This is a genomic window from Acidovorax sp. DW039 (genome assembly GCF_037101375.1).
Classification (GTDB): Bacteria; Pseudomonadota; Gammaproteobacteria; order Burkholderiales; family Burkholderiaceae_C; genus Acidovorax.
Genome location: NZ_AP029019.1, coordinates 3,139,409 through 3,158,843, shown reverse-complemented (window position 1 = coordinate 3,158,843; position 19,435 = coordinate 3,139,409). Strand labels below are relative to the sequence as shown.

Below are 19,435 nucleotides of genomic sequence, written 5' to 3'. Positions count from 1 at the left end.
GTCCCAACTTGATTTGCTGTGCAAGCTTTTGACTGGTTTCTGCTGGTGGTCCTGGGACTTTCGTCGCTGCTTGGGGCCTGGAGAGGCCTGATTTTTGAACTGATTTCGGTGCTTAGCTGGGTTGCTGCGTTTTTTGCTGCGCAGTGGTTTGCCAGCGACGCAGGTCGGCATCTGCCATGGGTGGGAGACGACTCTGCCTTGAGCTATGCGGCGGGCTTCGCGGTGGTATTTATCGCAGTGGTCTTTCTGTGCGGTTTGGTGGCCCGTATTTGCCAGAAGATGCTGGAAGCTATGGGTTTGAGACCAGCGGATCGAGCGCTAGGGGGAATGTTTGGCTTGCTGCGTGGGGTGGTATTGCTACTCGCACTGGCCGTGCTCGTAGGGCTGACGCCTTTGCACCAAGAGATGTGGTGGAGATCTTCTGCACTTGCTCCATTCCTGGTGCGCGGACTGGATGTGTTGAAGCCTATCTTGCCTGAGGAGTTTGGGCGCCTTCTTCCTCTTTGGGAATAAGCAGCTGTGTATTACGCAGCGCCATTCTGAATTGCTAATTGCGGCGGAGCCGCTATCGAACGGGACGAAACTATGTGTGGAATCGTGGGTGTTGTCAGTACTGCACCGGTCAATCAGCTAATTTATGACGCATTGCTGTTGCTGCAGCACCGTGGGCAAGATGCTGCAGGAATCGTGACCCAGCAAGGCCGGAAATTTTTCATGCACAAGGCAAAGGGCATGGTGCGTGATGTGTTTCGCACCCGAAACATGCGAGCGCTGCCTGGCAACGTGGGACTCGGTCAGGTCCGCTACCCCACGGCCGGAAACGCCTACAGCGAGGAGGAAGCGCAACCTTTCTACGTCAATGCTCCCTTCGGGATCGTCCTGGTCCATAACGGAAACCTCACCAACGCTCAGGCGTTGCGAACAGAGTTGTTCCAGATGGATCACCGCCACACGAACACGGAAAGCGATTCTGAGGTGCTGCTGAACGTGTTCGCTCACGAGTTGGAGCGCGCGACCAGAGGTGTACCGCTGCAGCCAGAGGATGTTTTTACCGCTGTGCGTGCAGTCCACAAGCGCATCAAGGGCTCATATGCCGTGATTGCGTTGATTGCGGGTCACGGCCTCTTGGCATTCCGCGATCCCCATGGCATTCGACCCCTGGCGATGGGGCGAAGCCAGGACGGAACGGTGATGGTGGGCAGTGAATCCGTGGCATTGGAGGGAACGTCCCACGTTTTTGAGCGGAATATTGAACCTGGTGAAGCGGTGTTCATTACATTGGACGGTACGGTTCACTCCCGCCAATGTGCTGATGCTCCCCAGCTCAACCCTTGCATCTTCGAATTTGTTTACCTTGCGCGCCCCGATTCGGTTCTCGACGGGATCTCGGTGTATCAAGCACGTCTGAATCTGGGTGAAGCCCTTGCCAAGCGGGTCGTGTCTACGGTACCGCCAAGCGAGATTGACGTCATCATTCCCATCCCAGAATCCAGCCGTCCCAGCGCAACTCAACTGGCCCATTTGCTCGGTATCCCCTACCGTGAAGGCTTCGTCAAAAACCGTTATGTGGGCCGGACGTTCATCATGCCAGGGCAAGGGGTGCGCAAGAAATCTGTTCGCCAGAAGCTCAATGTGATTGGCAGCGAATTCAAGGGGCGTAATGTTCTGCTGGTAGACGACTCTATCGTTCGCGGCACAACGTCTCGGGAGATCGTACAGATGGCGCGCGATGCAGGTGCGCGTAAGGTATATCTTGCAAGCGCAGCTCCTCCGGTTCGTTACCCCAACGTGTATGGCATTGACATGCCTACGAGCAAAGAGCTTGTTGCGCACGGCCGGACTGTAGAAGAGGTGCGGCAAGCCATCGGCTGTGATGCGTTGATCTACCAAGATGTAGATGCGATGAAGCGTGCAGTTGGTGCCCTGAATGGCGGCATCACCGGGTTTGACGCGTCTTGTTTTGACGGTGTTTATGTCACAGGCGACGTGACTGCAGAGGATATCGTGCGATTGAACGAAGGTCGTGTGGGAGTCGAGGAGCAGGAGGAGGACACTTCTCGTCTGGCTCTGCCCAACGCGCAGGAAGCCTGATTCATCGTTTTCTTTCCTTTGCTGGATGGGTGTATTTGTTTCGCCTGTCCTCCGTTTTTTGATCTTTTTCCCCGGCCTTGGGTCTCGGGGCTGTGCTCATGACAGAAACTACAACTACGCGAATTCGCACGCGTTTCGCTCCATCGCCTACAGGGTTTATTCATCTGGGCAATATCCGTTCCGCGCTGTACCCATGGGCGTTCGCAAGAGCCACTGGGGGAGATTTCATCCTTCGCATTGAGGACACTGATGTCGAGCGCTCCAGTCAAGCTGCTGTGGATGTCATCCTCGAGGGAATGCGCTGGCTCGGAATGAATCCGGACGAGGGTCCCTTCTACCAGATGCAACGCATGGATCGCTACAAGGAAGTGCTTGCGCAAATGCTCGAGCGTGGCCTGGTGTATCCCTGCTACATGAGCGTGGAAGAGCTGGATGCCTTGCGCGAGCGGCAGATGGCAGCCAAGGAGAAGCCCCGTTATGACGGAACCTGGCGTCCCGAAGAGGGCAAGGTATTGCCGCAGGTGCCCGAAGGGGTAAAGCCTGTGCTGCGGTTCCGCAACCCGAAAGACGGAGTTGTTGTCTGGGAAGACAAGGTCAAGGGGCGGATTGAAATCCGTAACGATGAGCTGGATGATCTGGTGATCGCGCGTCCTGATGGGACACCCACCTATAACTTCTGCGTGGTGGTTGATGACATCGACATGCGCATCACCCATGTGATCCGTGGGGACGATCACGTAAACAACACACCTCGTCAGATCAACATCTTCCGTGCACTCGGGTTCGAACCCCCTGTTTATGCCCACTTGCCCACCGTGTTGAACGAGCAGGGTGAAAAGATGAGCAAGCGCAACGGCGCCAAGCCTGTGACTCAATATCGGGACGAGGGCTATTTGCCGGAAGCCATGATCAACTATCTGGCCCGTTTGGGCTGGAGTCATGGCGACGATGAAATCTTCAGTCGCGAACAATTTCTGCAATGGTTCAATCTGGACCACTTAGGGCGCAGCGCTGCACAGTTTGACGAAGCCAAACTGAAATGGGTGAACGCTCAACACATCAAGGCAACGGCGGATGATGTGCTTGCGGGGCTGGTTGCTGACCTCCTGGTTCTTCGTGGTGTAGACCGCGCCGAATTCAGCGATAGCCGATTGCCGAAAATCTGCGCTCTTTTCAAGGATCGCTGCGATACGACGGTTGCTTTGGCAAACTGGGCCAACGTTTTCTACGCTGATGTCCAGCCTCACGAGGAGGAGCGTGCTCAGCACCTCACCCCCGCTATTTTTCCGGCCATCGACTCCCTGGTGGAGAAGCTGTCCACATGCGACTGGGACAAAGCATCCATCAGTGCTGCCTTCAAAGCAGTACTTGCAGAACACGGTCTCAAGATGCCGCAATTGGCGATGCCTGTGCGTGTTCTCACAGTAGGGACAGCACATACACCTTCTGTAGATGCCGTGCTGGAACTTGTTGGACGTGAAAAAGTTCTGAATCGTTTGCGGAGTCGCTAAAAATCTGTATATAATTCAAGGCTGTGATGACAACGACACTGAAAAATGTTGAAGTCAATTGGGGGTATAGCTCAGCTGGGAGAGCGCTTGCATGGCATGCAAGAGGTCAGCAGTTCGATCCTGCTTACCTCCACCAATAAGCAGAACGGAAGTTCTTAGGTTTTGACCCTATCGTCTAGAGGCCTAGGACATCACCCTTTCACGGTGAGTACCGGGGTTCGAATCCCCGTAGGGTCGCCAAGTTGTAGCGCTTGGCTTGTGTCACAGATGCAAGTGAAAGCTATCTACCAGGAGTGGTAGTTCAGTTGGTTAGAATACCGGCCTGTCACGCCGGGGGTCGCGGGTTCGAGTCCCGTCCACTCCGCCAAATCCAGGGCCTAATTTTTTAGGCTCGTTTCAGGAATGAAACGCTGTGGGGGTATAGCTCAGCTGGGAGAGCGCTTGCATGGCATGCAAGAGGTCAGCAGTTCGATCCTGCTTACCTCCACCAATAAGCAGAACGGAAGTTCTTAGGTTTTGACCCTATCGTCTAGAGGCCTAGGACATCACCCTTTCACGGTGAGTACCGGGGTTCGAATCCCCGTAGGGTCGCCAAGTTGTAGCGCTTGGCTTGTGTCACAGATGCAAGCGAAAGCTATCTACCAGGAGTGGTAGTTCAGTTGGTTAGAATACCGGCCTGTCACGCCGGGGGTCGCGGGTTCGAGTCCCGTCCACTCCGCCAAACTAAAAAGCCGCAGTAGTTTTACTACTGCGGCTTTTTTCTTTTTGCATTTTTTAATCGTCAGATGGGTGGACAAATGCCGTTGGCCTTCTCTGTGTAAAGGGATGCGAAAGTGCGCTCTCGGTGGCGATGGCTCGGCAATTCTGCTGTTTTGTGAACGGCCCACGCCTTGTGCTCGCAGCTTCCTTAGATTGTTTGCGTCAAACACCAGTTCAGACTTGGGTGGCTGCTGTACGCAAGAGGGGACACAACCCCTCTGCCAGATCGACCCAGTATCAGCGTGGAGCCAAGCGGATGGCGCCATCCAGGCGAATGACTTCACCGTTCAGCATGTCATTTTCAAAAATGTGCAGAGCAAGCTTTGCATAGTCTTCAGGAGTGCCCAGTCGGCTAGGGAAGGGCACCCCGGCAGCCAAAGCGTCCTGCACTTCCTTAGGCATTCCAAACAGCATGGGGGTGCCAAAAATGCCGGGGGCAATGGTCATGTTGCGGATGCCGTTGCGCGCGAGGTCTCGCGCTATCGGGAGTGTCATCCCCACGATTCCTCCCTTGGAGGCAGAATAAGCCGCTTGTCCGATCTGGCCATCGTATGCAGCGACACTGGCAGTGGAGATCAGGACACCGCGCTCCCCAGTCACTTCTGGAGTGTTCTTGGACATAGCCTCTGCAGCCAGGCGGATCATGTTGAAGCTGCCGATCAGATTCACACTGATGGTCTTTTGGAACAGGGCCAGAGCGTGCGCGCCATTCTTGCCTACTGTTTTCTCCGCAGGCGCAATGCCTGCGCAATTGACCAAGCCCATCAGCTTGCCCATGGAGACTGCTTTGTCGACAGCAGCCTGTGCATCGGCTTCATTGCTCACATCGCACCGGACAAACGCTCCACCAATATCCTTTGCTACGGCTTCACCTTTTTCTGCTTGCATATCGGCGATCACTACCGTGCCGCCCCGCAGTGCCAGCATGCGCGCAGTTCCCTCGCCCAGGCCTGATGCTCCGCCAGTCACGATGAAAACCTTGCCTTGTATTTCCATGGTCAGTCTCCTCTGAAGTTACGTTAACGTAAACGTCAATTATCTTGTACGGCCAGGCATGCTCGAACGGTTGGCGCATAAAAAAACCCGGCAGAGCCGGGTTTTAAGCAGCAAGAGGAGGACTTACTGGAAGCCTACCCTGTCCAGCATTTGCTGAACTTTGGTGGCATTAGCGCCCACGGCGCTGATCGGAATGGTTTCGCTCTTGAAAGGCGCCCCACCTGTCATGGCCTTGAGTGCAGGGTTTTCCAAGGTGACGCCCTTGACCGCAGGCCATTCGTTGTTGCCATTGGCAAAATAGTTCTGGGCTTCAGGGCTGGCCAAGTATTCCAGGAACTTGATAGCGTTGGCCTTGTTCTTGGAATACTTTGCGACGGCACCGCCAGCAATGTTCAGATGTGTGCCCCAGGAAGCCTGGTTAGGGAACACCACACCGACCTTGTTGACGACTGCTACGTCTTCAGGGTTGTTGGAGCGCATCATGCGGGCCAGATAGTAGCTATTGGTCACGCCGATTTCGCACTCGCCTGAGGCTACAGCCTTGATCTGATCGGTATCCCCGCCTTTGGGAGGACGGGCCAGGTTGGCGACCATGCCCTTGAGCCACTCTTCTGCCTTCTGCTCGCCCAGGTGCTCAGTCACTGCGCCGAACAGGCTCAGGTTGTAGGGATGGGAGCCAGAACGAATGCACAGCTTGCCCTTGTTCCTCGGATCGCCCAGCTTCTCATAAGTGTCTACGTCAGACTTCTGAACGCGCACCTTGTTGTACACGATGATCCGCGCGCGGGTGGACAGACCAAACCACGAAATGCCTCCGTCGGCTGCTGGATTACTGCGCAGGTTTGCAGGGATGGCATCGTTCAGCACCTTGGACTGGATGGGCTGGAACAAGCCATCCACCTCGCCCTTGTAGAGACGGGCTGCATCCACCAGCAGGATGACGTCGGCTGGAGAGGCAGTGCCTTCGGCTTTCAGGCGGGCCAGAATACCTGCATCGTCGGCGTCCACACGGTTGATTTTGATGCCGGTGGCTTTGGTGAAGCCTGTGTACAGGGCTTCATCGGTGGAGTAGTGGCGGGCAGAGTACAGGTTTACCACTTGCTCTTGAGCGAGCGCTGCACCCGCTGTGGCGGCCAGTGCGCAGGCTGTCAGCAGGGCTTTCACGGTCTTCGACATGGAATGCGTCTTTCGGGGTTGTAACCGCCTGATGATAAAACAAACGCGAATTATTCTTAATAAAACCGTTAGCCGCAGAGGAATACGTGTATTCGGCGATCCAGGCGAGGGGCGACAGTCAGAGGCACTCGGCCCTCGTCATTCATCTATGGATGCGCTCCAGCGCGTACCCCAGTCCTGAGCGCGCTCGATGTGACGGCGATCCCGCTTGGTCGGCCGTCCTTCCTGCAGGGACGCTGCCGGCTCTGGTGCAAGGCGTCGTAACTCGGCCGCGCGTTCTCTGGCCGCAATGCTCTCTGCTGTTTCCTCGTAGAGCAGTTGGGCGACGGGCGCTGGCCCGCGAGCACCGCTCAGCGCCCTGACAAGCACTGTGCGTGCTATGGCGCCCTGGCGCAATGCAACGGTGTCGCCACAGCGCAATTCGCGAGCGGGTTTTGCAGGAGAGCCGTTGACGGTCACCCGACCCTTGCCGATCTCTTCGGTGGCGAGGCTGCGGGTCTTGTAGAAACGGGCGCACCAGAGCCATTTGTCCAAGCGCATCGATTCGGTCAGATTCATGGCGCGTATTGTGCCGGGTCCCCTTGGTTGACAGCTTGTTGTGGTGAAGCAAGCGGCAGCCGCACAATGGCGTCCAGCCCCAGCACACGACCGCCTTGCTCCCGGTTACTCAGCGTGATGCTTCCGCCCAGGGCCTGCACGATTTCCTGGCAGATGGCCAGGCCCAGTCCACTTCCACTGCGCACATCTCCTGCGGAGAAGGGCTGAAAAAGCCTGGTCGCCAGCTCCGCATCAATGCCTGGGCCGTGGTCGCTGATGGTCAGGGCCGTGTGGTGTGCGTCGCTGCGCAGTTCTACGCTCAGCTCGCTGCCAGCTGGGGCGTGGCGGACAGCGTTGTGCAGCAGGTTGCGGGTCAGTTCCCTCAGCATCCATTCGTGTGCCCTCACGGGGGCGGCCTCTGTGTGAATCCCGAAGTCGAGGTCTCTCTGTGCGATGAGAGGCGAGATTTCCAAAGCCACGGTTCGCAGGATGTCGTCCAGCCGGGTGACAGGTGGCTCGCTTTGCTGGCGCAGTTGCTCTACCTTGGCCAAGGCCAGCATCTGGTTGGCCAATTGCGTGGCCCGGTCCACGGTGTCGCTGATTTCATGCAGCGCCTGCTCCGCTGGCATATCACCACGCATGGCCGACTGCACCTGCGTCTTCAACACTGCCAGCGGAGTTCGAAGCTGATGGGATGCATCGCGCACAAAGCGCTTTTGGTGTCGCAGCAAATGGCGCAAACGCTTCATCACCTGGTTGGTGGCAGCAATCAAGGGTTGAAGCTCTCTGGGGGCTTCGGGTGCGGCGATGGGGCTCAGGTCTCCTTCGCCCCGTGCCTGCAACTGTTGGCTCAGGTGTCGCACAGGTCGGGTTGCGCGCTGCACCACCCACAGCACGGTAAACGCAATCACCGCGATGAGCAGGGCCTGCCGCCACAGCGTGTTCTTCAGGATTTGCAGGGCCAGGGTTTCCCTCACTTCCAGTGTTTCTGCCACCTGGATCACCGCCATGCTGCGACCGACCGCGCTGGCCACGGGCTGCAACAGCACGGCCACACGCACGGGCTGACCACGGAAGGTGTCATCGTAGAAATCCACCAGTGCCGCGTAGGGGGGCTTGAGCGGGATGGTTCCCGTCCAGAAGGGGAGTTCCGAGAATCCGGAAATCAGTTCACCCCCTTCCGTCGACACCCGGTAGAACATGTGGCTCTGGTTGTCGGCTTCAAACGCCTCCAGGGCAGAGTAGGGCACGATCGCGCGTATCTTGGCCTCGTCGTCATAGCCCTGCACATCCAGTTGTTCACTGATGCTTTTGGCCGAGGCCAGCAGTGTCCTGTCATACGCGGTGTTGAGGGACCCCAGCGTCTGGTGGTAAAGGCTGTAGGTATTGAAACTGATGAATGCAATCACCGGCAGCAGAATGCCCACCAGCAAGGTCCTGCGCAGCGAATGCGTGGTGTGTGTCGGCCCCTTCATGCGTCGGTACGCAGCAGATAACCCAGCCCACGCAGCGTCATGAGCGTCAGGCCTGTGCCCACCAGTTTTTTGCGCAGCCGGTAGACCACCACTTCAATGGCCTCGTACTGCACATCAAGCTGGCCCGGAAAAACCAGTTCATACAGCCGTTCCTTGGTCACCGCGTGACCGGGCTGCGCCAGTAGCGCGTGCATCAGCGCCAGCTCGCGGGGCGTCAGCTCCATGACTTCGCCGTTCAGGTAGAGCGCCCCGCTGTCCTTGTCGTAGCGTATTGCTCCAATTTGTGTGATGTTGCTGCCCACCGGTGTTGCAGTTGAGGGGTCAGCGCTGCGTCGCACCAGAGCGCGCAGCCGTGCCTCCAGCTCATCCAGATCGAAGGGCTTGGGCAGGTAATCATCGGCACCTGCGTTCAGACCCATCACCCGGTCTCCCACCGTGCCGCGTGCGGTCAGGATCAGGACCGGTGTACGCAGGCCCAGGGCCCGTGCGCGCTGCAGCACCTGCAGGCCGTCCAGGCCAGGCAGGGTCAAGTCCAGGATGACCGCGTCCGGGGTCCGTCCTACCCACTGAGTCAATGCCGATTTGCCATCACCCACGGCTGCCACTTCCATGCCGCGGCGCGTCAGTGCCCGTTGCAAGGTGGTTTGCATGGTGGGATCGTCTTCTACGAGGAGCAATTGCATGCGCGGCACCATAGCATTGAGTGAATAGGGTCGCTACAGATTTTTGGCGCTGGCGCTCGTGTGCCAGGGGTGATCACTTCGGCCACTCTGGGGCTCGATATGGGTGTTTTCCCTGAGATCTCCGACAGCCTTTTGACAGGCAGGCAGCGCATCATCGGACGATTCGCTTTTCGATCAAGAGGAGACACCGATGCGTCGCGATACCTTTATCAAGTCCCTGGCTGCTTTGGCTGCCATGGGCAGTCTTCCAGTCTCTGCCCAGTCGGCAGCGCTGAAGATGATGATTCCTGCCAACCCCGGCGGCGGATGGGACACCACGGGCCGTGCTCTGGGCAAGGCCATGCAGGAAGCGGGCGCAGCCTCATCGGTGGCTTACGACAACAAGGGTGGCGCGGCAGGGGCCATTGGCCTGGCGCAGTTCGTCAACGCCAGCAAGGGCGACCCTAATGCACTGATGGTGATGGGCGCAGTGATGCTGGGCGGCATCATCACCGGCAAGCCTCCCGTGGGCCTGGACAAGGTCACCCCGCTGGCCCGCCTGACCAGCGAATACAACGTGTTTGTGCTGCCCTCCAATTCGCCCTTCAAGACCATGAAGGATGTGGTCGAGCAGCTCAAGAAAGACCCCGGCAGCGTCAAGTGGGGCGGCGGGTCGCGTGGCTCTACTGAGCACATTGCCGCCGCCATGATTGCCCGAGAAGTGGGCGTGGACCCCGCCAAGATCAACTACGTGGCCTTCCGTGGGGGTGGCGAGGCCACTGCCGCCATCCTCGGCGGCAACGTGACCATCGGCGGCAGCGGCTACAGCGAGTTTTCTGAATACATCTCTGCAGGCAAGATGCGCGCCGTGGGCGTCACGTCGGGCACCCGCCTCAAGGGCGTTAATGTGCCTACGCTCAAGGAGCAGGGCATCAATGTCGAGATTGGCAACTGGCGTGGCGTTTACGGTGCGCCCGGCATCAGCGCCGAGCAGCGCAAGACGCTGATCGACGCACTCGCCAAGACCTTCAAGCACAAGTCCTGGCAAGACGCCATGGACAAGAACGGCTGGACGCCTGCATGGTTGGCTGGCGATGAGTTCTCCAACTTTGTGGATGCCGAGTTCGCCAGCCTGCGCGCCACAATGGCCAAGTCCGGAATGATCTGACCAGAAGGGTCTGACCAGATCTGAGGCAGGCACTGCACCTGTAGCGCTGCAACTGCCTGTGAACAGGGCGGTTGCAGCGCCGCTGTGGCCCTGAGCAGGTTTTCAGTGCCCTCATGCGGGCGTTTGCGAAGGAAAAAACATGACACAACACTCATCGCGCTCCAAGCCACTGCAAACGCTGATTGGCGTGGGCATCGTGGTGCTGGCCGGGCTTCTGGCCTGGGGAGCCAGCTCTGTCAGCTCCGAAGCCGGTTACGGCGGCGTGGGCCCCAATTTTCTGCCCTGGGTGGTTTCTGCCGTTTTGCTGATCTGCGGCATTCTGTGCGTGGTGCACGCGCTCACCGGCGGGTTCCGTGACCTCGAAGAAGGCTCGGGCGACGAACGCGCCCACTGGAAGGGCTTTGTCTGGGTCTCCGCCGGGCTGCTGCTCAACGCCCTGCTGATCACCACCCTCGGTTTCATCCTGAGCTGTGCGCTGTGCTTTGTGCTGTCGGTGCGCGGCTTCAAAAGCTCTGAAGGGGAACTGGACCTGCGGCTGAATGCCTGGATCAAGGATTCCGCCATCGGCATTGCAGTGGCTGCGCCGGTGTACTGGATGTTTACGCAACTGCTGGCCATCAACCTGCCTGGCCTCACCAACACAGGGTGGCTGTAAAGCCTGCACGCCATGGATACGCTCAATCTTCTGCTGCAGGGGTTCATCACCGCTGCAACCCCCATCAACCTGCTGTGGGCCTTTGTGGGCTGCATGATTGGTACCGCCGTTGGCGTGTTGCCCGGTATCGGCCCCGCTGTGGCCGTTGCCATGTTGCTGCCGATCACCGTGAAGGTCGAAGCCACTGCCTCCATGATCTTCTTTGGCGGCATCTACTACGGCGCGATGTATGGTGGCTCCACCACCTCCATCCTGCTGAACACGCCTGGAGAGGCGGGCTCCATGGTGACCGCCATGGAAGGCAACAAGATGGCCAAGAATGGCCGAGCCGGTGCGGCACTGGCCACCGCGGCGATTGGCTCCTTTGTGGCCGGAACGATTGCCACGGTGCTCGTGACCTTCTTTGCCCCCCTGGTAGCCGAGTACGCCGTGCGCCTGGGCCCACCGGAATACTTCATGCTCATGGTGCTGGCCTTCACCACGGTGAGTGCTGTGCTGGGTAAGAGCACCCTGCGTGGCATGGTGGCCCTGTTTGTGGGGCTGGCCATGGGCCTCATCGGCATTGACCAGATCACGGGTCAGGCCCGCTACACCGCTGGTGTGCCTGAATTGATGGACGGCATCGAAGTGGTGCTGATCGCCGTGGGCCTGTTTGCCGTGGGCGAGGCGCTCTACAACGTGATGTACGAAGGCCGGGTGGATGAAACCCAGAACCGCCTGACCAGCACGCACATGACCAAGGAAGAGTGGAAGCGCTCCTGGCCCGCCTGGCTTCGCGCCACGTTCATCGGTTTTCCCTTTGGCACCGTGCCTGCGGGGGGCAGCGAGATCCCGACTTTCCTGAGCTACGCCGCTGAAAAGAAGCTGAGCAAGCACAAGGAAGAGTTTGGCACCACCGGCGCCATCGAAGGCGTGGCAGGCCCAGAGGCCGCCAACAACGCAGCCATCACGGCCACGTTGATTCCGCTGCTGACATTGGGTATCCCTACCTCCAACACCACGGCCATTTTGCTGGGCGCGTTCCAGAACTACGGCATCCAGCCCGGCCCGCAGCTGTTTGACACCAACGGCGCACTGGTGTGGGCCCTGATCGCGTCCATGTACATCGGTAACGTGATGCTGCTGATCCTGAACCTGCCCCTGGTGGGCCTGTGGGTGAAGCTGCTGAACATTCCCAAGTCGTACCTGTACGCGGGCATTCTGGTCTTCTCCACGCTGGGCGTGTACGGCATGCGCCAAAGCGCGTTCGATCTGGTGCTGCTGTACGCGATCGGCTTGCTGGGTGTGGTCATGCGTCGCTTTGACTTCCCCGCCGCGCCTGTCGTGGTCGGCATGATCCTGGGCCCCCTTGCCGAAGCGCAGATGCGCAACGCGGTGTCGATCGGAGAGGGCAAGTGGAGCATCTTCTTCGAGCGCCCAGGATCGCTCACCCTGATGGTGATCGTGGTGGCTGTGCTGATCATTCCCCGCGTGCTGCGCCGCTGGGCGGCCCGCAAGGCGGCTGCAGAGGCTGGAACCGCACCGGCCTGATCCGTACCACGGTGCGCGGCAGCGGTTGCCGCAAAAAGAAAAGGTGTGCAGGCCCGGCTTGCACACCTTTTTTTGTGGGTGAATCGGACCTTGAATCAGAGGGGCGTGAGCCGAGGCAGGCCAGGAATGCAGAAGCCTGCCACCCAATATCGCGTCGCAAGCAGGCATCGGGGGAGTTGTGCCCCCCGATGCCCTCCCACCAGGTACTTGCTCTCGCGGGCTGCATTGTATCCTAAAATGCGAATCGTTCTTATTTGCAAGGATGGCGCATGCACACACTTTCGCAAGAGTTTCTGGCCCTGTGCCGCCAGTTGGGCGAGGCGCAAAGCCGCTGCAGCGAAATCATGGCGGCGCAAGCCGCTGAGCTGGAGGTGCTGCGCAGCGAAGTGATGCGCTTGCGGGCCGCAGTGATCGTGCGTGACACCCGCTTGGCGTTGGCCCAGGAAGCTCTGGAAGACGCCCGCCAGGCCCAGCCAGCCGGTTTGCCACGGCGCAAGGAAATGGCTCGCCACATCCGCATGCTGGCAGAGCGGGTCACAGCCCTGTCGCGCGAAAGCCTGCGCTGGCGGCTGCAGGCCACCAGCTCCACGCCGCAAAATGACGTGCCATCCCTTGCGGCGCCTTCACCGGTTGCCGCTGCATCGGCGAGCCAAAGCCCCGCACAAGGGCGGCTGCCCGCGCAGGGAGCATCTGCACAGGGCGCGGTAGCCCGTGCGGAGCAGGCCCAGCTGTCCACCCACGCTCTGGATGAAAGCCTGGCCGCTGCCGATCTGGTGATCTGCCAGACCGGCTGCATCAGCCACGACGAGTACTGGCGCGTGCAAGATCACTGCCGCCGCACCGGCAAACCCTGCATTCTGGTGGACCACGCCTGTGCCTCTGCGGCAGGCGCAGTGTTGAGCCAGCCTGTCATGCTGTTGCGCATGGCTGGTGGGTTGCGGGCAGGTCTGTCTGGCGATGCGCCCAGCACCTTGCAGCACGGCCCTTCTTTCACCCATGCATTGCAAGATTCAGAGGCTGAATAGCGGCTGACGCTTGTCAATAAAGCGCAGGCAGCTATGTTTTTGATAGCGTTGTGAATTTGCGGACCATGCTCCAGCCCGAGCAGTAAGGCGCTGCAGAGCACCGCCTGCAGTCAACCCGACCGCAAAGCGGGAGGAAGGCCGGACAGCGGCGCTACCATCGCAGCCATGCCCGCGCTTCCTGACGACACCCCCGCACTGCCGCTCGATGCCCAAGGCATTCTGGAGCTGGCGGCGCGCTCCATGTTCCAGCTGTTTTCCAGCGTCAGCCAGGGCATGTTCCTGGTGGACCGCACTGGCCGCATCGTGTGGGTGAATGAGGGCTACCAGCGCTTCTTGCCGGACCTCGGCTTCTCGTCGGTCGACCAGTTTGTGGGCCGCACGGTGGAAGAGGTCATTCCCAACACCCAGATGCGCCGCGTGCTGGAGACCGGGCAGCCTGTGCTGATCGATCTGCTCACCAACAAGGCGGGCACCTTTGTGGTCAGCCGCATCCCGTTGCGCGACGAGACCGACCGCGTGATTGGCGCCATCGGCATCGTGCTGTTTGACCACCCCGAGACCACGCTGCAGCCCCTCATCAGCAAGTTTGCGCTGCTGCAGCGCGACCTGGACGATGCCCGGCGCGAACTGGCCAGCCAGCGCAGCCGCACGCTGGTGGGGGCTGGTCTGGGCGATGGGCAGCGCCGGGCCAAATACACGTTTGCCAGCTTCGTCGGCTCCAGCCCGGCGGCTGCCGAGGTCAAACGCCAGGCGCGGCGCGCAGCGCAGTCGAGCAGCCCGGTGCTGCTGCTGGGCGAGACGGGCACGGGCAAAGAGCTGCTGGCCCACGCCATCCACGCCGCGTCCAGCCGCGCCAGTGGCCCCTTTGTCAGCGTCAACATCGCAGCCGTGCCCGACACGCTGCTCGAAGCCGAATTCTTCGGCGTGGCCCCCGGCGCCTACACCGGTGCCGACCGTAAGGGGCGCGACGGCAAGTTCAAGCTGGCCGATGGTGGCACGCTCTTCCTCGACGAGATTGGCGACATGCCCCAAAGCCTGCAGGCCAAGCTGCTGCGGGCGCTGCAAGAAGGCGAGATCGAGCCGCTGGGCAGCAACAAGCTGGTGCCGTTTGATGTGCGCATCATTGCCGCCACCTCACGCGACCTGGCCGCGCTGGTGCGCGAGGGCCAATTCCGTGAAGACCTGTTTTACCGCCTGCATGTGCTGCCTGTGCGCGTGCCCCCGCTGCGCGCCCGGCGCAGCGACATCCCCGCGCTGGTCGAGTCGCTGGGCGAAGACCTGGCCCTGCGCAACAGCATTGCGCCCCCCGAGCTGTTGCCCGACGCCATGGCCTTGCTGGCTGGGCAGCCCTGGCGCGGCAACATCCGCGAGCTGCGCAATGTGCTGGAACAGGCTGCCATGCGCAGCGACTCCAGCACCATCGACGCCGCCCAACTGGCCCGCGTGCTGCGCGAGGCGGGCGTGGAGCCTGCAGCCCCTGCACCCGTGGAGGGCGCGGGCTCTGGCGCCTTGCTGGGCGACGACGCGGGCGAGGACGACGCGCGCTACCTGCGCCCGCTGGCCCAGCAGGTGGCCGAGCTGGAGCGCAAAGCCATCGCGGCAGCCCTCAAGGCCCATGGCGGCAACAAGCTGGCCACGGCGCGGCAACTGGGCATTTCGCGCGCTACCCTGTACGAACGTCTGGAAAACCCTGAATAAAAATCAGACATTTGTCTGAATTTCAGACAAATCAATTGTCTTAAAAATAGTCAATGAAGTGGCTCAATCGTTACCTGTTGGGCCGTACTTCCAATCAAATCAAACACTTAGGCTGCGTGGTGAACCTGTGACGCCGCTGGCACGGCATGTGCACTACAGCGTGCATAACCACAGGAGACAACCGCCATGCAACGCCGCACCCTGGTCACTGCCGCCGCTACCGTTACCGTTCTCGCTGCCAGCCTGGCAGCCCCCGCCTGGGCTCAGTCTGGCGAAATCCGCATTGCCCACATCTACAGCAAGACGGGCCCGCTGGAAGCCTATGGCAAGCAGACCCAGACCGGCCTGATGATGGGGCTGGACTACGCCACCGGCGGCACCATGCAGGTGGCGGGCAAGAAGCTGGTGGTGATCGAGAAAGATGACCAAGGCAAGCCTGACTTGGGCAAGAGCCTGCTGGCCTCTGCCTACTCGGACGACAAGGCCGACATTGCCGTGGGCCCCACCTCCAGCGGCGTGGCGCTGGCGCTGCTGCCTGTGGCTGAGGAATACAAAAAGATCTTGCTGGTAGAGCCCGCCGTGGCCGACGCCATTACGGGCGACAAGTGGAACAAGTACATCTTCCGCACCGGCCGCAACAGCAGCCAGGACGCCATCAGCAACGCCGTGGCGGTGGACAAGGCGGGCACCACCATCGTCACCCTGGCGCAAGACTATGCCTTTGGCCGCGACGGGGTGAAGGCCTTCAAGGAAGCCATCAAGAACGCCAAGCTGGTGCACGAGGAGTACCTGCCGCAAAACACCACCGACTTCACTGCAGGCATCCAGCGCGTGGTCGATAAGCTCAAGGACCAGAGCGGCCGCAAGGTGGTGATGGTGATCTGGGCTGGCGGCACGCCACCTTATGCCGCGCTGGCTGCGCAAGAGCTGTCCAAGCGCTTTGGCATTGATGTGGCCACGGGTGGCAACATCCTGCCCGCCATGGCCAGCTACAAGGCCTTCCCGGGCATGGAAGGGGCCACGTACTACTACTTCGGCATTCCCAAGAACCCCGTGAACGAGGCATTGGTGTCTGCCCACTACAAGCAGTTCAAGGCCCCACCAGACTTCTTCACCGCCGGGGGCTTCACCTCGGCCATGGCGCTGGTCACCGCCCTCAAGGCCACCAATGGTGAGACCAGCACCAACAAGCTCATCAAGACCATGGAAGGCATGAGCTTTGACACGCCCAAAGGCAAGATGACCTTCCGCAAGGAAGACCACCAGGCCCTGCAGAGCATGTACCACTTCAAGATCAAGGTGGACCCGGCCTTTGCCTGGGGCGTGCCCGAGCTGGTGCGCGAGATCAAACCCGAAGAGATGAACGTTCCGATCCGGAACAAGCGCTGATTGCGCTGAAACAGCGGCTGCGTGGGGCGCGATGGCCCCGCGCAGTTTTCCACTCACTTTTTGATAGCTGCTTGCGCTTGATGGATAAGCGCTAGGAGCTGTTTTGATCCTGATCTTTGTGCCGGCCTGCCGTTTGCCTCCCCACCACCTGCTGCCCCCATGCTTGCAACCCACAACCTGACCATCCGCTTTGGCGGCCACGTGGCGGTCAACGGCGTAACCTGTGCCTTTGCGCCGGGCACGCTCACCGCCATCGTGGGCCCCAATGGCGCGGGCAAGACGACGTACTTCAACCTCATCTCGGGCCAGCTCAAGGCCAGTGCGGGCAGCGTGCAATTGGGTGGGCAAGACCTGACGGCGCTCAGCCCCTCGGCGCGCACCCGTGCGGGGCTGGGCCGGGCGTTTCAGCTTACCAACCTGTTCCCCAACCTGAGCGTGCTGGAGAACGTGCGCCTGGCCGTGCAGGCCACGCAGGGCGGGGCGCACCGCCGGGGGCTCAACCTGTGGAGTATCTGGAGCGACCACCGCCACCTCACCGAGCGTGCCGAATCCATCCTGCGCAGCGTGGCCCTGTTTGAGCGACGAGACACCCCCGTGGCCAGCCTGCCGCATGGCGACCAGCGCAAGCTGGAAGTGGCCTTGCTGATGGCGCTGGAGCCACAGGTCTACATGTTTGACGAGCCCACCGCAGGCATGAGCCACGACGAGGCCCCGGTGATCCTGAACCTGATCCGTGAGCTCAAAAAAGACAAGACCAAGATCATCCTGCTGGTGGAGCACAAGATGGACGTGGTGCGCGAGCTGGCCGACCGGATCATCGTGCTGACCAATGGCACGCTGGTGGCCGACGGCGCACCGGCCGAGGTGATCGCATCGCCGGTGGTGCAGGAGGCGTACCTGGGCATCAGCAAGGACGCTGACAAGGACGCAGAGAAGGAGGCCGCATGAGCAGCACTGCCAACCTTCTGGAACTCAAAGGCGTGCACACGCACATCGGGGCCTACCACATCCTGCACGGCGTGGACCTTGCCATCCCCAAAGGCCAGCTCACCATGCTGCTGGGCCGCAACGGCGCGGGCAAGACGACCACGCTGCGCACCATCATGGGCCTGTGGCAGGCCTCGCAGGGCAGCATCCACTTCAACGGGCGCGACATCACGCGCCTGCACACACCGCAGATTGCGGGTCTCAACATTGCCTACGTGCCCGAAAACATGGGCATCTTTGCCGACCTGACGGTGAAGGAAAACCTGCTGCTGGCCGCACGCAAGGCCAGCAACGCAGCGCAAATGGACGCGGCGCGGCTGCAATGGATCTTCCGGCTGTTCCCGGCCGTGGAGAAGTTCTGGAACCACCCCGCAGGCAAGCTCAGCGGCGGACAAAAGCAGATGGTGGCCGTGGCCCGCGCCATCATCGAGCCGCGCGACCTGCTCATCGTGGACGAGCCCAGCAAGGGCCTGGCCCCCGCCATCATCAACAACATGATCGAGGCGTTCGACCAGCTCAAGAAGAGCGGCGTGACCATTCTGCTGGTCGAGCAGAACATCCACTTCGCCAAACGCCTGGGCGACAACGTTGCCGTGATGGACAACGGCCGCGTGGTGCACGCGGGCAGCATGGCCGCGCTGGCGGCAGACGAGGCAATGCAGCAGTCGCTGCTGGGGCTGTCGCTATGAATCTCAAACCAAATCGCCCTCTAGCGCTTATGGAGAAAGCGCAAGCAGCTATCAAAAAAATAGTGAAGCAAACCCGACCCGGAGGCCAAGCATGACCGCCCGCATGACTGCCAGCGATTTCGACTGGAAGCCCCTGGCGCTGGTGCCGCTGCTCGCGCTCGTCACGCTGCCGCTGGTGGGCTCGCCCAGCACCTGGCTCACGCTCACGGTGGCGGGGCTGGCCATGGGCATGATCATCTTCATCATCGCCTCGGGCCTCACGCTGGTGTTTGGGCTGATGGACGTGCTCAACTTTGGCCACGGCGTGTTCATTGCGCTGGGCGCTTTTGTGGCCACCAGCGTGCTGGGTGCGATGGGCGACTGGACGGGCTCGGCCGAGCTGTGGCGCAACATGGTGGCCGTGCTGCCCGCCATGCTGGTGGCCATGGCCGTGGCGGGCGCGCTGGGCCTGGCGTTTGAGCGCTTCATCGTGCGGCCCGTGTACGGCCAGCACCTCAAGCAGATCCTCATCACCATGGGCGGCATGATCATTGGCGAGGAACTCATCAAGGTCATCTGGGGCCCGCAGCAAATCCCGCTGCCGCTGCCCGAAGGCATGCGTGGCTCGCTGCTGCTGGGCGATGCCGCCATCGAAAAGTACCGCCTCGTCGCCGTGGCCGTAGGCCTGGTGGTGTTTGGCGTGCTGGCGTGGACGCTTTCGCGCACCAAGGTCGGCCTGCTCATCCGCGCCGGGGTGCAAGACCGCGAGATGGTCGAAAGCCTGGGCTACCGCATCCGCCGCCTGTTTGTGGCTGTGTTTGTGGTGGGCTCGGCCCTGGCGGGTCTGGGCGGGGTGATGTGGGGCCTGTACCAGCAAAACGTGGTGCCGCAGATGGGCGCGCAGGTCAACGTGCTGATCTTCATCGTCATCATCATCGGCGGGCTGGGCAGCACGGGCGGGGCGCTTATTGGCGCGCTGCTGGTGGGGCTCATGGCCAACTACACCGGCTTTCTGGCCCCCAAGGTGGCGCTGTTTTCCAACATCGCGCTCATGGTCGCCATCCTGCTGTGGCGCCCGCAGGGTGTGTATCCCGTCACGAACCGTTGA

General features: G+C 60.7%; 17 protein-coding genes and 6 tRNA genes. 18 read left to right on the top strand and 5 right to left on the bottom strand.

The features are described 5' to 3' along the window. The first annotated feature begins 18 nt into the window (after nt 1-18). The 9 genes from AACH87_RS14105 (at nt 19) to AACH87_RS14065 (ending at nt 4,323) form a co-directional block, all read left to right on the top strand. A complete protein-coding gene (locus tag AACH87_RS14105; protein ID WP_338795092.1) occupies nt 19-513 on the top strand; it encodes a CvpA family protein in 495 nt (164 codons plus the stop codon). Between the two features lie 72 nt (nt 514-585). Next, nucleotides 586-2,091 (top strand): amidophosphoribosyltransferase, encoded by a 1,506-nt coding sequence (purF, locus tag AACH87_RS14100; RefSeq protein ID WP_338795090.1) that lies wholly within the window; start codon nt 586-588, stop codon nt 2,089-2,091. A 98-nt stretch (nt 2,092-2,189) separates the two neighbouring features. Continuing rightward, nucleotides 2,190-3,602 (top strand): glutamate--tRNA ligase, encoded by a 1,413-nt coding sequence (gene gltX, locus AACH87_RS14095; RefSeq protein WP_338795089.1) that lies wholly within the window; start codon nt 2,190-2,192, stop codon nt 3,600-3,602. Between the two features lie 60 nt (nt 3,603-3,662). Continuing rightward, nucleotides 3,663-3,738: transfer RNA gene (locus AACH87_RS14090), tRNA-Ala, on the top strand. Between the two features lie 28 nt (nt 3,739-3,766). After that, a tRNA-Glu gene (locus AACH87_RS14085) sits at nt 3,767-3,842 on the top strand. Between the two features lie 50 nt (nt 3,843-3,892). After that, nucleotides 3,893-3,969 (top strand) — tRNA-Asp (locus AACH87_RS14080). Between the two features lie 47 nt (nt 3,970-4,016). Next, nucleotides 4,017-4,092: transfer RNA gene (locus tag AACH87_RS14075), tRNA-Ala, on the top strand. 28 nt (nt 4,093-4,120) lie between these two features. Beyond that, nucleotides 4,121-4,196: transfer RNA gene (locus AACH87_RS14070), tRNA-Glu, on the top strand. 50 nt (nt 4,197-4,246) lie between these two features. Beyond that, nucleotides 4,247-4,323 (top strand) — tRNA-Asp (locus AACH87_RS14065). A 275-nt stretch (nt 4,324-4,598) separates the two neighbouring features. On the opposite strand, the gene AACH87_RS14060 is transcribed toward AACH87_RS14065, so the two are convergent. From AACH87_RS14060 to AACH87_RS14040, 5 genes are all read right to left on the bottom strand, one after another. After that, nucleotides 4,599-5,357, bottom strand: a complete 759-nt coding sequence (locus tag AACH87_RS14060) for a 3-hydroxyacyl-CoA dehydrogenase (RefSeq protein ID WP_338795088.1) — start codon at nt 5,355-5,357, stop codon at nt 4,599-4,601. 123 nt (nt 5,358-5,480) lie between these two features. Continuing rightward, entirely contained in the window at nt 5,481-6,533 is a 1,053-nt protein-coding gene (locus tag AACH87_RS14055; RefSeq protein WP_338795087.1) for an extracellular solute-binding protein, read from the bottom strand. Nucleotides 6,534-6,671: 138 nt separating this feature from the next. Further along, complete coding sequence (locus AACH87_RS14050) at nt 6,672-7,091, bottom strand: RNA-binding S4 domain-containing protein (protein WP_338795086.1); 420 nt, start codon at nt 7,089-7,091, stop codon at nt 6,672-6,674. Further along, nucleotides 7,088-8,545 (bottom strand): sensor histidine kinase N-terminal domain-containing protein, encoded by a 1,458-nt coding sequence (locus AACH87_RS14045; RefSeq protein WP_338795085.1) that lies wholly within the window; start codon nt 8,543-8,545, stop codon nt 7,088-7,090. Before AACH87_RS14045 ends, AACH87_RS14050 begins: the two co-directional genes overlap by 4 nt. Beyond that, on the bottom strand, nt 8,542-9,240 hold the full coding sequence (locus AACH87_RS14040; protein WP_338795084.1) for a response regulator transcription factor: 699 nt from the start codon (nt 9,238-9,240) through the stop codon (nt 8,542-8,544). The genes AACH87_RS14045 and AACH87_RS14040 overlap by 4 nt, the downstream gene beginning before the upstream one ends. Nucleotides 9,241-9,418: 178 nt before the next feature. Here AACH87_RS14040 and AACH87_RS14035 point away from each other — a divergent pair, with 178 nt between their 5' ends. From AACH87_RS14035 to AACH87_RS13995, 9 genes are all read left to right on the top strand, one after another. Then, nucleotides 9,419-10,375 carry a tripartite tricarboxylate transporter substrate-binding protein gene (locus AACH87_RS14035; RefSeq protein ID WP_338795082.1) on the top strand — a complete coding sequence of 319 codons (957 nt, stop codon included), beginning with the start codon at nt 9,419-9,421 and terminating at the stop codon, nt 10,373-10,375. Nucleotides 10,376-10,514: 139 nt separating this feature from the next. Continuing rightward, entirely contained in the window at nt 10,515-11,030 is a 516-nt protein-coding gene (locus AACH87_RS14030) for a tripartite tricarboxylate transporter TctB family protein (protein WP_338795081.1), read from the top strand. Between the two features lie 12 nt (nt 11,031-11,042). Further along, nucleotides 11,043-12,560, top strand: a complete 1,518-nt coding sequence (locus tag AACH87_RS14025; RefSeq protein WP_338795080.1) for a tripartite tricarboxylate transporter permease — start codon at nt 11,043-11,045, stop codon at nt 12,558-12,560. A gap of 269 nt (nt 12,561-12,829) precedes the next feature. After that, nucleotides 12,830-13,585 (top strand): DUF2325 domain-containing protein, encoded by a 756-nt coding sequence (locus tag AACH87_RS14020; RefSeq protein ID WP_338795079.1) that lies wholly within the window; start codon nt 12,830-12,832, stop codon nt 13,583-13,585. 165 nt (nt 13,586-13,750) lie between these two features. After that, entirely contained in the window at nt 13,751-15,283 is a 1,533-nt protein-coding gene (locus AACH87_RS14015) for a sigma 54-interacting transcriptional regulator (protein ID WP_338795078.1), read from the top strand. A 186-nt stretch (nt 15,284-15,469) separates the two neighbouring features. Next, nucleotides 15,470-16,672 (top strand): substrate-binding domain-containing protein, encoded by a 1,203-nt coding sequence (locus AACH87_RS14010; RefSeq protein ID WP_338795077.1) that lies wholly within the window; start codon nt 15,470-15,472, stop codon nt 16,670-16,672. 159 nt (nt 16,673-16,831) lie between these two features. Beyond that, nucleotides 16,832-17,620, top strand: coding sequence for an ABC transporter ATP-binding protein (locus AACH87_RS14005; RefSeq protein WP_142081206.1), 789 nt, complete (start codon nt 16,832-16,834; stop codon nt 17,618-17,620). Continuing rightward, nucleotides 17,617-18,348: an ABC transporter ATP-binding protein gene (locus AACH87_RS14000; RefSeq protein WP_338795076.1), complete on the top strand. Its 732-nt coding sequence runs from the start codon at nt 17,617-17,619 to the stop codon at nt 18,346-18,348. Before AACH87_RS14005 ends, AACH87_RS14000 begins: the two co-directional genes overlap by 4 nt. A gap of 103 nt (nt 18,349-18,451) precedes the next feature. Continuing rightward, nucleotides 18,452-19,435, top strand: coding sequence for a branched-chain amino acid ABC transporter permease (locus tag AACH87_RS13995; protein ID WP_066788205.1), 984 nt, complete (start codon nt 18,452-18,454; stop codon nt 19,433-19,435).

What these genes read in the sequence shown, in the direction of transcription:
- purF (WP_338795090.1), top strand. Translation starts at nt 586, where the DNA reads ATGTGTGGAATCGTGGGTGTTGTCAGTACTGCACCGGTCAATCAGCTA.
- gltX (WP_338795089.1), top strand. Translation starts at nt 2,190, where the DNA reads ATGACAGAAACTACAACTACGCGAATTCGCACGCGTTTCGCTCCATCG.
- AACH87_RS14060 (WP_338795088.1), bottom strand. Translation starts at nt 5,357, where the DNA reads ATGGAAATACAAGGCAAGGTTTTCATCGTGACTGGCGGAGCATCAGGC.
- AACH87_RS14055 (WP_338795087.1), bottom strand. Translation starts at nt 6,533, where the DNA reads ATGTCGAAGACCGTGAAAGCCCTGCTGACAGCCTGCGCACTGGCCGCC.
- AACH87_RS14050 (WP_338795086.1), bottom strand. Translation starts at nt 7,091, where the DNA reads ATGAATCTGACCGAATCGATGCGCTTGGACAAATGGCTCTGGTGCGCC.
- AACH87_RS14045 (WP_338795085.1), bottom strand. Translation starts at nt 8,545, where the DNA reads ATGAAGGGGCCGACACACACCACGCATTCGCTGCGCAGGACCTTGCTG.
- AACH87_RS14040 (WP_338795084.1), bottom strand. Translation starts at nt 9,240, where the DNA reads ATGGTGCCGCGCATGCAATTGCTCCTCGTAGAAGACGATCCCACCATG.
- AACH87_RS14035 (WP_338795082.1), top strand. Translation starts at nt 9,419, where the DNA reads ATGCGTCGCGATACCTTTATCAAGTCCCTGGCTGCTTTGGCTGCCATG.
- AACH87_RS14030 (WP_338795081.1), top strand. Translation starts at nt 10,515, where the DNA reads ATGACACAACACTCATCGCGCTCCAAGCCACTGCAAACGCTGATTGGC.
- AACH87_RS14025 (WP_338795080.1), top strand. Translation starts at nt 11,043, where the DNA reads ATGGATACGCTCAATCTTCTGCTGCAGGGGTTCATCACCGCTGCAACC.
- AACH87_RS14020 (WP_338795079.1), top strand. Translation starts at nt 12,830, where the DNA reads ATGCACACACTTTCGCAAGAGTTTCTGGCCCTGTGCCGCCAGTTGGGC.
- AACH87_RS14015 (WP_338795078.1), top strand. Translation starts at nt 13,751, where the DNA reads ATGCCCGCGCTTCCTGACGACACCCCCGCACTGCCGCTCGATGCCCAA.
- AACH87_RS14010 (WP_338795077.1), top strand. Translation starts at nt 15,470, where the DNA reads ATGCAACGCCGCACCCTGGTCACTGCCGCCGCTACCGTTACCGTTCTC.
- AACH87_RS14005 (WP_142081206.1), top strand. Translation starts at nt 16,832, where the DNA reads ATGCTTGCAACCCACAACCTGACCATCCGCTTTGGCGGCCACGTGGCG.
- AACH87_RS14000 (WP_338795076.1), top strand. Translation starts at nt 17,617, where the DNA reads ATGAGCAGCACTGCCAACCTTCTGGAACTCAAAGGCGTGCACACGCAC.
- AACH87_RS13995 (WP_066788205.1), top strand. Translation starts at nt 18,452, where the DNA reads ATGACTGCCAGCGATTTCGACTGGAAGCCCCTGGCGCTGGTGCCGCTG.